The organism is Pseudomonas sp. LF-5 (genome assembly GCF_037626295.1).
Lineage (GTDB): Bacteria > Pseudomonadota > Gammaproteobacteria > Pseudomonadales > Pseudomonadaceae > Aquipseudomonas > Aquipseudomonas monsensis.
The window spans coordinates 1,431,124-1,446,318 of record NZ_JARKMT010000001.1 but is presented as its reverse complement, the minus strand read 5'-3'; the positions used below and the strand labels follow the sequence as shown (position 1 = coordinate 1,446,318).

General features: G+C 60.9%; 10 protein-coding genes. 6 read left to right on the top strand and 4 right to left on the bottom strand.

The genetic code is table 11. The features are described 5' to 3' along the window. Positions 1 to 14: 14 nt before the first annotated feature. Genes PseuLF5_RS06450 through tssA form a run of 3 tightly spaced genes read left to right on the top strand, consistent with a single transcriptional unit; the run spans position 15 to position 5,676 of the window. Positions 15 to 779 carry a DotU/TssL family secretion system protein gene (locus PseuLF5_RS06450; RefSeq protein ID WP_340133203.1) on the top strand — a complete coding sequence of 255 codons (765 nt, stop codon included), beginning with the start codon at positions 15 to 17 and terminating at the stop codon, positions 777 to 779. Continuing rightward, positions 776 to 4,597 (top strand): type VI secretion system protein, encoded by a 3,822-nt coding sequence (locus tag PseuLF5_RS06445; RefSeq protein ID WP_340133202.1) that lies wholly within the window; start codon positions 776 to 778, stop codon positions 4,595 to 4,597. The genes PseuLF5_RS06450 and PseuLF5_RS06445 overlap by 4 nt, the downstream gene beginning before the upstream one ends. Then, a complete protein-coding gene (tssA, locus tag PseuLF5_RS06440; RefSeq protein WP_340133201.1) occupies positions 4,594 to 5,676 on the top strand; it encodes a type VI secretion system protein TssA in 1,083 nt (360 codons plus the stop codon). Before PseuLF5_RS06445 ends, tssA begins: the two co-directional genes overlap by 4 nt. Here the strand turns inward: tssA and PseuLF5_RS06435 are convergent. The 3 genes from PseuLF5_RS06435 to PseuLF5_RS06425 all read right to left on the bottom strand — a co-directional run bounded on the left by PseuLF5_RS06435 (position 5,673) and on the right by PseuLF5_RS06425 (position 8,045). Then, a complete protein-coding gene (locus PseuLF5_RS06435; RefSeq protein WP_128614400.1) occupies positions 5,673 to 6,641 on the bottom strand; it encodes a 2-hydroxyacid dehydrogenase in 969 nt (322 codons plus the stop codon). The genes tssA and PseuLF5_RS06435 overlap by 4 nt on opposite strands. Positions 6,642 to 6,809: 168 nt before the next feature. Continuing rightward, entirely contained in the window at positions 6,810 to 7,235 is a 426-nt protein-coding gene (locus tag PseuLF5_RS06430; RefSeq protein ID WP_123467703.1) for a hypothetical protein, read from the bottom strand. A 426-nt stretch (positions 7,236 to 7,661) separates the two neighbouring features. Beyond that, complete coding sequence (locus tag PseuLF5_RS06425; protein WP_340133200.1) at positions 7,662 to 8,045, bottom strand: tautomerase family protein; 384 nt, start codon at positions 8,043 to 8,045, stop codon at positions 7,662 to 7,664. Between the two features lie 417 nt (positions 8,046 to 8,462). Between PseuLF5_RS06425 and PseuLF5_RS06420 the strand changes: the two genes are divergently transcribed. Together PseuLF5_RS06420 and PseuLF5_RS06415 are read left to right on the top strand one after the other, a co-directional pair. Next, the gene (locus PseuLF5_RS06420; protein WP_128614397.1) at positions 8,463 to 9,743 is read left to right on the top strand and encodes an HAAAP family serine/threonine permease; all 1,281 of its coding nucleotides are present in this window, start codon (positions 8,463 to 8,465) and stop codon (positions 9,741 to 9,743) included. 144 nt (positions 9,744 to 9,887) lie between these two features. Then, a complete protein-coding gene (locus PseuLF5_RS06415) occupies positions 9,888 to 11,543 on the top strand; it encodes a SulP family inorganic anion transporter (RefSeq protein ID WP_340133199.1) in 1,656 nt (551 codons plus the stop codon). Between the two features lie 75 nt (positions 11,544 to 11,618). Here PseuLF5_RS06415 and acnB read toward each other — a convergent pair whose 3' ends face one another. After that, on the bottom strand, positions 11,619 to 14,228 hold the full coding sequence (acnB, locus tag PseuLF5_RS06410; RefSeq protein ID WP_123467711.1) for a bifunctional aconitate hydratase 2/2-methylisocitrate dehydratase: 2,610 nt from the start codon (positions 14,226 to 14,228) through the stop codon (positions 11,619 to 11,621). A gap of 467 nt (positions 14,229 to 14,695) precedes the next feature. On the opposite strand from acnB, the gene PseuLF5_RS06405 reads away from it, so the two are divergent. After that, positions 14,696 to 15,166, top strand: a complete 471-nt coding sequence (locus tag PseuLF5_RS06405; RefSeq protein ID WP_108590615.1) for a DUF1289 domain-containing protein — start codon at positions 14,696 to 14,698, stop codon at positions 15,164 to 15,166. The last annotated feature ends 29 nt before the right edge of the window (positions 15,167 to 15,195 follow it).

Here is a 15,195-nt window from a genome sequence, read left to right as displayed (position 1 = left end):
ACAAGGAACGCCGTATGTCGCAGGGAAGTGCCGCAAGCCTGGGGTTGCAGGACGCACCGTTGAGCAGCGCGTTCCGCCAGACGTGGCAGCAATGGCAACAGGATTGGGCACAATTGCCCAAGGACAGCGAGGACGAAGCGGCGCTGGTGGACACCGTGGTCGAACTGTCGACCCAGGCTTCGCAGCGACTGTGGCGCACGGCATATTCGCGGGTCGGCGACTCGGCGACCGAGCAGGTCAAGGCGCTGGTGTACGCGTTCGTCGCACTGGTCGATGAAACCCTGCTGTTCAGCCCGTGGCCGGGACAAGCGGCGTGGCAGGACAAACCACTGGAGTCGCGGCTGTATTCCAGTCGCCAGGCTGGCGAGCAAGTGCCGGCGGCCATTCAAACCCTGCTCGATGAACAACAACCGACCACCCGCGACCTGGCCAACGTGTATTTGCAATGCCTGATTCTCGGCTTTCACGGGCGTCTGCGCGGCGAACACAGCCAGGCGCAGCTGGCGAAATGGCGGCTGGCGCTGTTCAACTTTGCCTGGCAGGACGACGCCACTTACGACGATGTCAGTCAGCGACTGGTGCAACCGTCGCTGGCCGCGCCGTTGCAGTTGCCGGTCCGCACGGCGCTGCCGGACGGCTTTCGTCTGGCGCTGGGCATTCTGGCAATGGTGTTGCTGTTGACCGGGTTCGGCCAGCTGCTCTGGCGTGACATTCGCTCCGAGCTGGAACCGGTGCTGCAAATGACCGATTCCGTGGCCACGCCGGAGCAAGACTCATGAGCACCCTGACGATTGTCGCGTGGGTCGTCGGGTTGCTGTTGCTGCTGGTGATCATCGCTGTGGCGGTGTGGTGGCTGCGCACCCAGAGTGGTGCGGCGATCCGCAGTTTCTATGCGGCCGTACGCCATATGGAACAGGAGCAGGGCAGTCGCGATCGGTATGAGATGCCGTGGCTGCTGATGCTCGGCGATGAAACTCAAGGTACGCAGCTGGTCACTGAATGGCATTTGCAACCCACCGACAAACCGGCGTGGTTCGGTCGTTGGTGGTCGGACCCCGAGGGCGCGGTGCTGGTGGTGCCGCAGGCGCTGTTCTTGCCGGACGACGGCATGCATCTGCAACGCGGTGGCTGGTGGCGGCTGCTCGGGTTGATCCTGCGCCTGCGCAGTAAACGGCCACTGGACGGCGTGATCTGGACCGTGCCGGTCAGCCACCTGAGCAATCTGGAGCAGGCAGCGAGCCTCGGTCTGGCCGCACGCCGCCGCTTCATTGATCTGCTGCAACGCTTTGGCTTGAGCGTGCCGGTGTACGTGATCGTTACGGGACTTGAAGAGTTGCCGGGGTTTCAGGAGCTGATTGATGCCTTGCCCGATGAGGCTCGTGAACGCACCTTGGGCTGGTCGTCGCCCTACGCGCGCGATGCCGTGTGGCAAGGGCAGTGGAGCGATCAGGCGCTGGATCGTATTCATCGTGCCGTGGCTGAAGCAGTGATCGAAATCGGCACCTTGTCCGGGCATCTGAGCGCCGATCTGTATGCGTTGCCCGAGCGTCTGGAAACCCTGCGCCGTGGTTTGCAGAGTGTGCTGGAGCCGGTTTTTCAGGGTAACGCGCAGGGTGAGGCGCCGTGCTTTCGCGGGGTGTACTTCAGTGCGAGTCAGGCGAGCGAGGACGCCAGGGACGGTTTTTCCGCCGATGACAGCGGTTTGCAGCAAAGTGTGTTCGTGCGCCAGTTGTGGCGTCAGCGTCTGGTCGGCGAACGGGGCCTGGCGCAAGGGGTGCCGCGCCTGTTGCGCCTGCGTCAGCGCTGGCAACGGCTGACCGCCGGGGTGGCGCTGGTGGTCGGGGTGATCTGGGCGGTGGCGATGCTGTGGGTCTGGCACCAGTCGGTCAAGGATGCCCACGAGCTGGCGCGGCTGATGCAGGGTGCGCAGAAGAGCTACGTGGCGGTCACCGATGACGCACATCGGCTCGAGCCGACCCGGCGCAACGTGCAGAGTTTCTGGCGGGTGCTGGAGCGCGCACCGCACTGGCACTATGTGTCGCTGGCGTTTCCGACCTCGTGGTTTTCCTCCCTCGACACTCAGCTCGAACAAGAGGTGTTCAAGTCAACGCAACGCCACATGCTCGTGCCTCTGCACGAGTGGCTGGTCGACGAACTGGACAGGATCAAGGCGATCCGCGCCACCGACCGACGCAGCAGCCTCGAAAGCGAAGACCCGGCGCAGTGGCAGAACTATCAGAAGGCGAGCGATCTGGTCGACCGCGCGCTGCGCCTCGAGTTGCAGAACCAATTGTTCGGGGAGGTCCAGAACAATCAACGGGCGCCGCTGGATGACCTGGTGAAACTGAGCAACAGCGCGCTGTCGCTCAATCTCAACGCGGCGACCTTGCCCCATGCGGCGTACTACAACCGCCTGCTGGCAGCGGGGGATGGCGGCGACTTGCAAGCGCTGGATCTGAGCGTCGAGCGGCCCTTGATCACCAGCCACTTTACCGGGCTGATGGAGCGTTGGCTCGATCAGTACTTCCTCGCCGACAACTTCGTCAGCAAGGCCGGATATCTCAAGCTGCACCTGGAGCAACTGGAGGCCGGCAGCGGCAACAGCCTGACCGAACTGGAAGACCTGCGGGCACTGATCGACGACCTGCAAGCGGCGATCGCCCTGACCAATTCCACCTGGAGCCGCGGCAAAGGCCAGGAACTGGTGCCGGGTTATCGAGAGTTTCTCGACAAGGTGCACAAAAGCATCTTGCTTGGCCCTGCCGTCGAGCAGCAACTGGAGGCCCAGGCGAGCAAGTTGCAGCAAAGTTTCCGCGATCAGTGGATCGCCCAGGTCGGCTCACGCGGCAACTTGCTGATCCAGCAGGGCAGTGGGCAACTGGCGTTGCAGGAACATGTGGTCAAACTCGACAACGCGGTGCAGGCGCTGTTCAAACGTGACTTCGTTTCGGTCGCTCTGCGCGCCAGTCAGGACAGCGCCAATCTGCGAGGCCAGACCGTGGATGGCGATGACCTCAACACCTCGTTGAACTACTTCTCCAGTTACAAGAGTTACATCGCCGAAGAACTGCCGCGCATTCCGCCGGCTTATCGCGAAGCCTTGCTGCAAACCGCCGAAAGTGCTGCCGCGCAGGCGATGTGGCTGAGCCTCAAGGATCACGACGATCAAATGCATCCTTATGCGGTGTTCAATGTACAGGCCGAGCAGGCGATGGCGTTGCAAAAGGCCTTTGTCGAAGTGCATCGCAACGATCTTGCTGCGCGGCTGCAAGGCGCTCTCAATCGTCGGGCACTGGCGCAAATCGTTGGCGGTCTGGATGAAATCACCGCGCAACCGCTGTTTGGCGGGCGCACCGAAATCAGCCAGTGGGACGGCTCGAAAAACCTCGGCCTGCAACTCTATGGCGCGAACGATGTGCAGGACTTGAAGCTGAGCCTCAAGCAGCAGTTCAACACCATGCTCGGCATCACCGAACGGCGCACGTCGGCATTGCAGTGGTTGATGGCCCAACAGGGCAATCTGTCGGCGCTGGATTACGAGCGGGTCACCCAGTTCAGCGCACTCAATGACGAATTGCTCAAGTACAAGGAGGCGAACCCGGCGAGTTCACCGGCGCAGATCGAGCAACTGGTCAGCCGCGATTTCATCGAGATGGACACCGCCTCCTGCGTGCAGGTCCTGCAGACCGCCAACCTTGCTGCTGGCCGCGGGACCCTGGCGATGCGTGCGGTGGAATTGCAGCAGTCGGCCATGCAGCGTTGCCAGTACCTGCAGCAACAGCAGGCTGCGGCGGCGTGGAATGAACTGGCCAATTACTTCAATCAGTACCTGGCCGATCGCTTCCCCTTCGCCAACGGCGTGCAGGCGCAGGATGCCGACCCGGCGCGGGTCCAGCATTTTCTCGAGATCATCGACAAACGCCTGCCGGTGGCCCAGGCCGGGCTGGTGCTGAGCCAGAACCCCGAACGCCAGGCGGCAGAAGACTTCCTCAACCGCTTGAAGCAGGCCAGCACGTGGCTGACGCCGCTGTTCGTGCGCGACAAGAGTGGCATTCTCGGCGTTGAACTTGATGTGCGCTGGCGTACCGATCGCGAGGACGAAAAGGGCGCCGATCAGGTGATTGCCTGGGGGCTGCTCGCCGGCAGTCAGCAGATCAACTATCCCGCCGCCGAACAACCGAACCTGCGCTGGATGGTCGGCCAGCCTGTTCGCCTGACCCTGCGTTGGGCGCGCAACGGCAAGGAACGTCCAGTCAACGATCCGCTGCAACCGAACCTGGTGGTGCGTGATCTGGAAGCCGGTTGGGAATACGGCGGGCCGTGGTCGTTGCTGCGCATGATGCGTGCGCACTTCTCTGTGCAGCGTCAGCCGAGCATGGATTACACCGATTTTCCATTGACCTTGCGCCTGCCGGTGACGGCCTCGACAGACAGCGTCACCAGCGAATTCACGCGGATGTACGTGCGGCTGTCGCTGATGAGTCAGGGCTCGAAACTGCCGCTGGCGATTGCGCCGCTGCCGACCCGCGCACCGCGTTCACCGTTCCAGTTCACCGGCACCACGGCCGCCATTGAAACGCAGAAGGAGGGCCTGTGAGCCTGCCATTAACCCAACTGCCGGACTTGATTGATCAGTTGCTCGCACCGATCAGCGGCGAAGCGCCGTGTGGCGTCGATTTGCGTTATGAACGCGAGTTTGATCAGTTGCGTGATCTGCGTCGCGAAGATGATGCGAGCTTGCCGACCGGGGTCTGGCAGTCGACGCTGAAGCGGGCGAACTGGCCGGAAGTGGAGAAACTCACGACAACGTTATTGCTGGAACGCAGCAAGGACCTGATGCTCAGCGCCTGGCTGGGCGAGGCGTGGCTGCACCTGCAAGCGCTGGATGGACTGCCCGGCAGCCTGGCGTTGATCGCCGGGTTGTGCGAACGCTTTCCCGAGCATCTACACCCGCAGGCCGAGGACGGCGATCAGTCCTGGCGGGTCATCCCGCTGGAATGGCTGGTGCGGCGTTACAGTGAAATCCTGCTGACGCGGGTGCCATTGTTCGGCACCCGTAACAGTGATTTCGAGAGCTGCACCCTTGAGGTATGGCGGCGCTTGCAGCTGCAGCAGGTACAGGTCAACGACAGTAAAAATGCCAAGAGCTCGGCGGAAACCGCGCGCAACGAACAGAAGAAACTCAACGAACAGATCCGCGCCACGCCGTTGGCCTTTTGGCTGCGCACCCAGGGCAATCTGCTGCTGAGCCTGCAACATCTGCAACGGCTCGACATCTGGAGCGACGCCTATCTGGGCGAACAGGGCCCAGGGTTGCGGCCGTTGCAGGAAACCATTCAAGCGCTGCTGACGCTGGTTCAGGAGTTTATCGCCATGCACCCACAACAACCGGCGCCGCCACCGCCGCTCGCCGAAGCACCGCCCGCTGTGGCACAGCCTGAAGCGCAGGCGCCGGTTGCGCAGGTATTCCGCGAACCGGCCAGCCGTGAGGAGGCTTACCGGCAATTGCTGCTGATTGCCGAATACCTGGCCCGTACCGAACCCCACAGCCCGGTGCCGTATCTGATCCGGCGCGGGGTCGAGTGGGGCAACAAGCCGCTGAGCGAACTGCTCGGTGAATTGATCTCCGCCGATGCCGAATCGCGACGCCTGTGGACCTTGCTTGGCGTGCTCTAGTGCACGCGCTGGTTGGAGATTCGCGGCGGCAGGGCGATGGGGGTCAGCACCGGTTGCCCGGAGAAAAACGCCACGAGGTTTTTCCCCACCAGTTCCACCGTGCCTTGGGTGGCTTCCGGTGACAACCCGGCGACATGTGGCGTGAGCAACACGTTGCTGAGGGTTTTCAGCGCGTCGGGCACTTGTGGCTCATGATCGAACACGTCCAGTGCGGCGCCGGCAATGCGCCGTTGCTCGAGGGCGGCGATCAGATCTGCCGTGGCAATCACACTGGCGCGGGCGATATTGACGATAAAGCCTTTCGGCCCGAGGGCATCGAGCACCGCGCGCGTGACCAGCGATTGCGTGCCGATGCCGCCGGGAGTGGCGACGACGAGAAAATCCGAGGCTCTTGCCAGATCGGTCGGGGTCGAGCAAAAGGCGTAGGGCACGTCAGTGCGCACCTGGCGGCTGTGGTAACTGATTGCCATGTCGAAGCCCAGGTGGGCGCGTTTGGCAATCGCCATGCCCACCGCGCCGAGGCCGAGAACCCCCAGGCGTTTGCCCGCCAGCGACGGGCGCATGATCTTTGGCCACTCGCCCCGGCGCACCGCCGCATCGCAGCGCGGAATATCCCGCACCAGCGCCAGCAGCATGGCCATGGCGTGGTCGGCCACCGACGAGGCGTTGACCCCGGCGCCATTGGTGACGGTAATCCCGCGGTCACTGGCGGCTTGCAGATCGACCTGCTCGTAACCGGCGCCGATCACCGTGATGATCTTCAGCGCGGGCAGGGCGGCGATTTCTTCGGCGGTCAGGCCCAGTGGCCCGCGGGTCAATACGGCGTCGATGCGGCTACCCTGGCTGGCGATGGCCTGCGCGCGTTCGGCCGGCGTCGGCGCGAGAATCAGGTGAAAGCCCTGATGTTCGAGAATCGGCAGATAGTCATTGATGGTTTCAACCAGTACCAGAACGGTGGCGGGCATTGCGCGGCTCCTGAGATCGTCGGCGGGGTTGGTTCGCGAAAGTCGTAGCAGAGTGCTGATTGCGGAGCGGCCTGGCAATCTTTGTCATTCGCGCTGTGATTGATTCTGGACGCCTTCGCGCAAGAAGCAAGCGCACCGCAATACCGGCCATCCAGTGTGCCGGCATGATCACTGGGCTGCCCGGGCCCTGGTTTGTTCGGCGAGGGCAATCGGTTTGAAATCATAAGTGGGATAGAACTCGGTCCGGTAACTGCCCCACGCGGTGTTCTCCAGGGCGAGGTTGACTTCCGCCAGACGCGAAGCCGGGAAGCGCACGGTGACCACCTGGCCGATGCCCATCATGATGTTCCAGCTCACCACTTCGACGCCGGCCGGGGGGAAGGTTTCATAGAACCCCTGGCGGGCGAGCTGAGCCTTGATTTCGCTTAACGGTCGCGACTGATCGTGTTTCAGAAACACGGTGAGCATCATCGCGTTGTCCGGAGTGGCAGCCGCATGGTTTGCCGCTGGAGTGACGGCTTGTGCATGAACAGCGGTGCAGCAGACCGAAGCGACCAGCGCTGTCGACATCAGCAGTGTTTTAAGTTTTTGCATGGTGGGCATCCCGTTTTATTGTTTGATGGCCGGCCGGGGTTTCATCGGGCCGGTATTCATTGCCATATTCGTCGCGGGAAAATATAGGCCCGGATTGAAAGTCTGTTCAATGGCGGGGAAGTTGCTTGTAACAAATAAACTTTTAGTCATGTTTTGTTATGGTTTTATAAGGTGTTTTTAGTTGTAGGAAATATCTGAGTTCTTTGATGACTTATACGGTGGGTAATATTCTTTTCGCGCGATACAGGTGCGGGTTATTGCCAGTCACAATAAATACTTAAACAAAGTTGTAGGAAAATGAGCGCCAATAAAAGAGGACATTGACGCCGCCGCACTTTGGTGCAACGGCGCAGCCCCGGCTCAGAACGTCACATCGACACTGGTGAGCAGCCCTGCGAACACCGCGTGGCGGGAGGTGAAGGGCGGTCAACTGGCGTATTGCGCGATGCCATTGCCGAACGACCAGTTCTCTTTATTTACTTCCACCAGATTGATGAACACGTCTTCGAGACGGATGCCCAGTTGGGTGTTGAGGTTTTGGGCGATGGTCTGGTAGAGCGCTTTTTTCTGCTCCAGGGTGCGGCCTTCGTTGAGCGTTATCTGGATGATTACCAATTGGTCTGTGCGCTGGATGCCCAGGTACTGCGGGTCGAAGATGAAGTGCTCGCTATCGTGCTCGGCAAGGATCTGGAAGTTGTCGTGCTCCGGCACATTGATGGTGCTGCGCATGGCGGCGTAGACCTGTTCGCCGATGTGTCTGGCGAAGTGAGGGTCGGGGTTTTGTTTGATGTCAACGCGAACCAAAGGCATGGGAGGGCTCCGCAGGGCAGGGGACTCATCTCACGCTAGATCATGTGCCCCAAATTGAAAGGCTTGGGTGCTTGAACACGAGGCAATTTCTCAAAGGTCCCTGTGTTCGCTGAAGAGGCCAGCGGTCTGTCCTGCGTGCAGATTCGCTCTGAATGATTCAGGTTCGCCGTGAAACGCGTGCTTGAACTCGAAAAGATGTATCAAAAACGACATTTCAGATGTCTATCAGCGACAGCTTTGTTCCTGAAAACGACACCCCGCTGATCTGCACCGCACAACCATTCCTCAGCTAAGTCTTTGCTTCTGCTCATTTATCGCGGAGAATCGCGCCCCTGTTTCGGCCGGGGCATGTCTGTCGGTTTTTTCCGATGCGTCCTGACCGAGTGGCAAGTGACCGGAATGCGGAGATCCGACCGGATGAATGATCAGGCCAAAAGCGTCGATCAACGCTTTGATGCAGCAGCACCCGCTGAACTTTCGAGCTGGAATCGCCAGGACACCACCTGGATGTTGGGACTGTTTGGGACGGCCATCGGCGCCGGTACCCTGTTTTTGCCGATCAACGCAGGGCTGGGTGGCTTCTGGCCGCTGGTGATCCTTGCGCTGCTGGCTTTCCCGATGACGTTCTACGCACACCGTGGCCTGACCCGCTTCGTGCTCTCCGGTCGCGAAGGCGCCGACATCACTGACGTGGTCGAGGAGCATTTCGGCATCAAGGCCGGGGCGCTGATCACCTTGCTGTATTTCTTCGCCATCTTCCCGATCCTGCTGATTTACAGCGTTGGCCTGACCAACACGGTCGCGAGTTTCCTTGAACACCAACTGCACATCACGCCACCACCGCGCGCGTTGCTGTCGTTCGTGCTGATCCTCGGCCTGCTGGCCGTGGTGCGTTGCGGTGAGCAGGCGATCGTCAAGGCGATGAGCCTGATGGTGTATCCGTTTATCGTCGCGCTGCTGTTTCTGGCGGTGTATCTGATTCCGCACTGGAACGGCGGCATCCTGACCACCGCTTCGCAGGTGCCTGCACCGTCGGCGCTGCTGCACACCCTGTGGCTGGCGATTCCGGTGATGGTGTTCTCGTTCAACCACTCGCCGATCATCTCGGCCTTCGCGGTGGATCAGAAGCGTCGTTACGGGGTTCACGCCGAAGAACGCAGCTCGCAGATCCTGTCCCGTGCGCACCTGTTGATGGTGGCGATGGTGCTGTTCTTCGTATTCAGTTGCGTGCTGACCCTGTCGCCGGAACAACTGGCCGAAGCCAAGGCGCAGAACCTGTCGATCCTGTCGTACCTGGCCAACCACTTCAGCAACCCGACCATCGCGTTTGCCGCGCCGCTGATTGCGTTTGTGGCGATTTCCAAGTCGTTCCTCGGTCACTACATCGGTGCCAGTGAAGGCTTGAAAGGCCTGATCGTCAAAAGCGGCAAGCGGCCGGGTGCCAAGGCGCTGGATCGCATTGTCGCGGCGTTCATGCTGGTCATCTGCTGGATCGTCGCAACGCTGAACCCGAGCATCCTCGGCATGATCGAGACCATCGGTGGTCCGGTGATCGCAGCCATCCTGTTCCTGATGCCGATGTATGCGATTCGCAAGGTGCCGGCGATGGCCCGTTATCGTGGTCAGGCGTCGAACGTATTTGTCACCGCAGTGGGGCTGGTGGCGATTTCGGCGCTGGTTTATTCGCTGAGCGCTTAAGGCGAGATCAAGAGATCGCCGCCTGCGGGGTTTTATGTGCACCCGCAGGTGCTGCCGAGGGCGGCGATCTATTGCTTTTCAGCTACAGTAGGCCGCTGCGCATTCGTGATGCGCAGCGGCTTTTTTTCGTCTGGAGACAGTGGATTGTCGAGCGCGCCCCAAGCTGTAGAACCACCCAATCGCTGGCAGGACATTCTCGCCGGACTGTCGATTGCCGGCCTGTTGTTGCCCGAAGCCGTCGCCTATTCGACCATCGCCGCATTAGCGCCCCAGGCCGGGGTAATTGCCTTGTTTGCGGGTTTGCTCTGCTATGGGCTGTTCGGCACCAGCCGTTTCGCCATCGTCTCGGCGACGTCATCGTCAGCTGCCGTGCTGGCGGCGGCCACGGCGTCGCTGGCCAATGGTGATCCGCAACTGCGCGCTAGCCTGGCGATCGGCCTGGTGCTGGTCACGGGTGGGTTGTTTCTGCTGGCGGGAATCTTTCGTTTTGGTAGCGTTACTGCGTTTATCGCCAAACCGGTGTTGCGCGGATTTGCCTTCGGACTGGCGCTGACCATCATTATCAAGCAGGTCGCCAGCGTCGTCGGCGTGCACTTGGCCGACGCGAATTTGGTGCGCTTCGCCCCGCAATTGCTCGAGCAACTGCCGCAATGGAACTGGCCGGCGGCTGCTGTCGCTGGCGTCGCGCTGGTGTTGTTGGGGCTGTTTTCGCGATTCCCCCGAGTGCCCGGTGGCTTGCTGGTGGTCGTCATCGGCATCGCCGCCGGGCAGTGGCTGGACCTGTCGGCGTATGGCGTGAAGATGATCGGGTTGATTGACCTGAGTCTGGAGGTGCCGAATCTGCCGGTGTTGCCGTTCGCTGACTGGCTCCGGTTGGGTGAAGTGGCGTTCGCGATGGTGATGATTCTGTATGCCGAGTCCTACGGTTCGATCAGCTCGTTTGCGCTCAAGCATGGCGACCGCGTCACCTCCAACCGCGATCTGCTGGCACTCGGCGCCTCGAATCTGCTGTCTGGATTGTTCCACGGCATGCCGGCAGGGGCGGGCTATTCGGCGACTTCGGCGAACGAGGCGGCGGGGGCGACGTCACGCTGGGCGGGCGGGGTCGCGGCGCTGGTGGTGCTGGTGATCGTACTGACGGTGCTGCCATGGATCGCCCTGACGCCGGAGCCGATTCTGGCGGCGATCGTCATGCATGCCCTGGGCCGCGGCTTGAGTCTGCAGCCACTGGGGCGCTATTTCATCTGGCGTCGGGACCGAGTGCTGGTGTTGTGCGCGGTGGCGGCGGTGCTGGTGCTGGGTATTCTCGACGGCTTGCTGGTGTCGGTGGCCATCAGCGTGTTGCTGATGCTCAAACAGATGTCGGCGGCGGATATTCAGGTGCTCGGGCGGATCGACGGCGGGCACGATTTTGTCGATTTGCAGCGCCATCCAACGGCGATGGTTGAGCCGGGCGTGTTGATCTTGCGACCCAGCGAGGCGCTGTTTTTCGCCAATGTGGAGCGAATTCTCGGTGCGGCGCTGCACTTGATACGTCATTCGGACGCGCCGCTGCACACGGTGATCATCAGTCTGGAGGAAAGCCCGGACTTGGACGGTACCAGTATCGAGGCGATGCAGGAGTTCTTCCTGCGCGTGCATCAGGAAGGCAAGCGGTTGATTCTGGCGCGGCTCAAGCATGAGGCGCTGGCTGCGCTGGAAGCGTTGCCGGAGGTGACGGCTAACGGGGTGATCCTCAGCGGTCTGAGCGTCGATGGCGCGGTGCAGCAGGCCCTCAAGCTCAACACTGGCCCCTTGTAGGCCTTCGCTATTTTCAACGTATAAAAAAACGCCGCTCATCTCACGATGGGCGGCGTTTTTCATTGCTTTGTAACGTTAGGCTTGAACGACCGGGATCTTGGCGTTCGCAGCAGCTTCACGGAACTCGGCGATCTGGTCGAAGGACAGGTAGCGGTAAACATCGGCCGCCATGCTGTCGATCTTGCCAGCGTATTCCATGTACTCCTCGACGGTCGGCAGGCGACCCAGGATCGAGGCTACGGACGCCAGCTCAGCCGAAGCCAGGTAGACGTTCGCGCCGTCGCCCAGACGGTTCGGGAAGTTACGGGTCGAAGTCGACACCACGGTGCTGTTCGGCTCAACGCGTGCCTGGTTACCCATGCACAGCGAGCAGCCTGGCATTTCCATGCGTGCGCCGGCCTTGCCGTAGATGCCGTAGTAGCCTTCTTCGGTCAGTTGGTGAGCGTCCATCTTGGTCGGCGGCGACAGCCACAGACGGGTTGGCAGCTGACCCTTGACCTGATCCAGCAGCTTACCGGCAGCGCGGAAGTGACCGATGTTGGTCATGCACGAACCGATGAACACTTCGTCGATCTTCTCGCCAGCAACGCTGGACAGCAGACGGGCGTCGTCCGGGTCGTTCGGCGCGCACAGTACAGGCTCGCTGATGTCGGCCAGGTCGATTTCGATGACTTCGGCGTATTCGGCGTCGGCATCGGCTTCCATCAGTTCCGGGTTGGCAACCCAGGCTTCCATCGCTTGCGCGCGACGTTCCAGGGTACGCGCATCGCCGTAGCCTTCGCCGATCATCCAGCGCAGTAGGGTGATGTTGGAGTTCAGGTACTCGGTGATCGACTCTTTCGACAGCTTGATGGTGCAACCGGCAGCCGAACGCTCGGCCGAGGCGTCGGACAGTTCGAACGCCTGTTCCAGGGTCAGACCTTCCAGGCCTTCGATTTCCAGGATGCGGCCGGAGAAGGCGTTTTTCTTGCCTTTCTTCTCGACGGTCAGCAGACCGTTCTGGATGGCGAAGTAAGGAATCGCATGAACCAGGTCACGCAGGGTGATGCCAGGTTTCATTTTGCCTTTGAAGCGCACCAGGATCGATTCCGGCATGTCCAGCGGCATGACGCCGGTGGCAGCGGCGAACGCGACCAGACCGGAACCGGCCGGGAACGAGATGCCCATCGGGAAACGGGTGTGCGAGTCACCACCGGTACCTACGGTGTCCGGCAGCAGCATGCGGTTCAGCCACGAGTGGATGATGCCGTCGCCCGGACGCAGGGAAACGCCGCCGCGGGTCATGATGAAGTCAGGCAGGGTGTGGTGGGTGGTCACGTCGATCGGCTTTGGATACGCCGCGGTGTGGCAGAACGACTGCATTACCAGGTCAGCGGAGAAGCCCAGGCACGCCAGGTCTTTCAGTTCGTCACGGGTCATTGGACCGGTGGTGTCCTGAGAACCTACGGTGGTCATCTTCGGTTCGCAGTAGGTGCCAGGACGAACGCCTTGGCCTTCTGCCAGACCGCACGCCTTGCCGACCATTTTCTGCGCCAGGGTGAAGCCCTTGGTGCTTTCAGCCGGTGCTTCCGGCTTCTTGAACAGGTCGAATGCTGGCAGACCCAGTTCGGCGCGAGCCTTCTCGGTCAGGCCACGGCCGATGATCAGCGGGATACGACCGCCGGCACGGACTTCGTCCAGCAGCACAGGGGTCTTCATTTCGAAGGTGGTGATGACTTCGTCGGTACCGTGCTTGCAGACTTTGCCAGCGTGCGGGTACAGGTCGATCACGTCGCCCATGTTCATGTTCGATACGTCGAACTCGATTGGCAGTGCGCCGGCATCTTCCATGGTGTTGTAGAAGATCGGAGCGATTTTGCTGCCGAAGCAGAAACCGCCAGCGCGCTTGTTCGGCACGTAAGGGATGTCGTCGCCGAAGAACCACAGTACCGAGTTGGTTGCCGATTTACGCGAAGAACCGGTACCGACCACGTCACCGACGTAGGCGATCGGGAAGCCTTGACCGCGCATTTCTTCGATCTGCTTCATCGGGCCGGTCTTGCCTTGCTCGTCCGGAACGATGCCGTCACGGGCCATTTTCAGCATGGCCAGGGCGTGCAGCGGGATGTCCGGACGCGACCAGGCGTCTGGCGCCGGGGACAGGTCGTCGGTGTTGGTTTCGCCGGTTACTTTGAATACGCGCAGGCTGATTTTGTCTTCCAGCACAGGGCGCTTCTTGAACCACTCGCCGTCAGCCCAGGATTGCAGCACGGCTTTGGCGTGAACGTTGCCGTTCTTGGCTTTTTCAGCCACGTCGTGGAAGGCATCGAACATCAGCAGGGTGTGCTTGAGTTCTTCGGCAGCCACTGGCGCCAGTTCGGCGTCGTCCAGCAGTTCAACCAGGGTCACGATGTTGTAGCCGCCCTGCATGGTGCCGAGCAGTTCTACAGCGCGCTTCTTGTCCAGCAGAGGGGAGGTGACTTCGCCTTTGGCCAGGGCCGACAGGAAACCGGCTTTGACGTAAGCGGCTTCGTCCACTCCTGGTGGTACGCGATTGGTGATCAGGTCAACGAGGAAAGCTTCTTCGCCAGCCGGAGGATTCTTCAGCAGCTCGACCAGGCCTGCAGTTTGTTCGGCGTTAAGCGGCTGGGGAACGATACCCAGGGCTGCACGCTCTTCGATATGTTTGCGGTAGGCTTCAAGCACAGTTATTACCCTCATCAGTGGTCCCAAATGGGTGTCCGGGACGCTCATCCCGAAATGGCCGTACTCATGCACCTCACGACGTTGTGGGTCGCTCGGTCAGAATTACCGGCAATTCCTTACAGAAGCTGCTTTCAAAGTTTTACGCCTGCAGAACGGGGAGCTGATGAGGGTTGGCGACAGGCTTTTCCCCGCTGGAAAAACCCTTCGCCAACACCGCTCTGAAGGAACGACTGTGCTCGTGACGCTTTGAAAACAGCTTCTAACGGACATTGGCGCCTTAAAAGGCTGGCTGATTCTACGGCAAAAAAAATTTAAAGGTAAGTCGGGCTCTATTGGACTTTGGTGGCGTTGTGCATGCACGGGGCAAACGGCGATCGAGGCCTTGCCCCTGACGTTTGAGGGGTGATCAATGCCCGACAAAGGGCTAACATGCCGGCCTGTTCCGCGTTTCAGTGTTTTGCCAATTTATGCCCAATCAGACCATCAAGACCCCCTGCGTCGGCCTCTGCTCCACTGTTTACGGTGATCTGGTGTGCCGTGGCTGCAAGCGTTTCCACCACGAAGTGATCAACTGGAATGGTTACGGCGAGGAGGAAAAGCGCGCGGTGTGGTTGCGTCTGGAGCAGTTGCTGTCACAAGTGATGGCGAGCAAGGTCGAGATCTTTGATCCGGCGCGCCTGCGCCAGCAGCTGGAACAGCGCAAGATCCGCTTCGTGCCGCATCAGTCGGAGTACTGCTGGGCGTATCAGCTGATTGCCCGAGGGGCCCGGGTGATCATTAATCTGGAAGCCTACGGGATGGTGTTGCTGCCGGAGTTCCGCGACTGGAACCTGCCGGAACTGCGCGATGCCATTGATCGGGAATTCTTCCTGCTGTCGGAAGCGCACTACCAGCGCTACATCGCGCCTGGCTTCCTCAAGGACGCCTTCGGCGCCTAGAAGCTTCGCGAGCAAGCTCGCTCCCACAA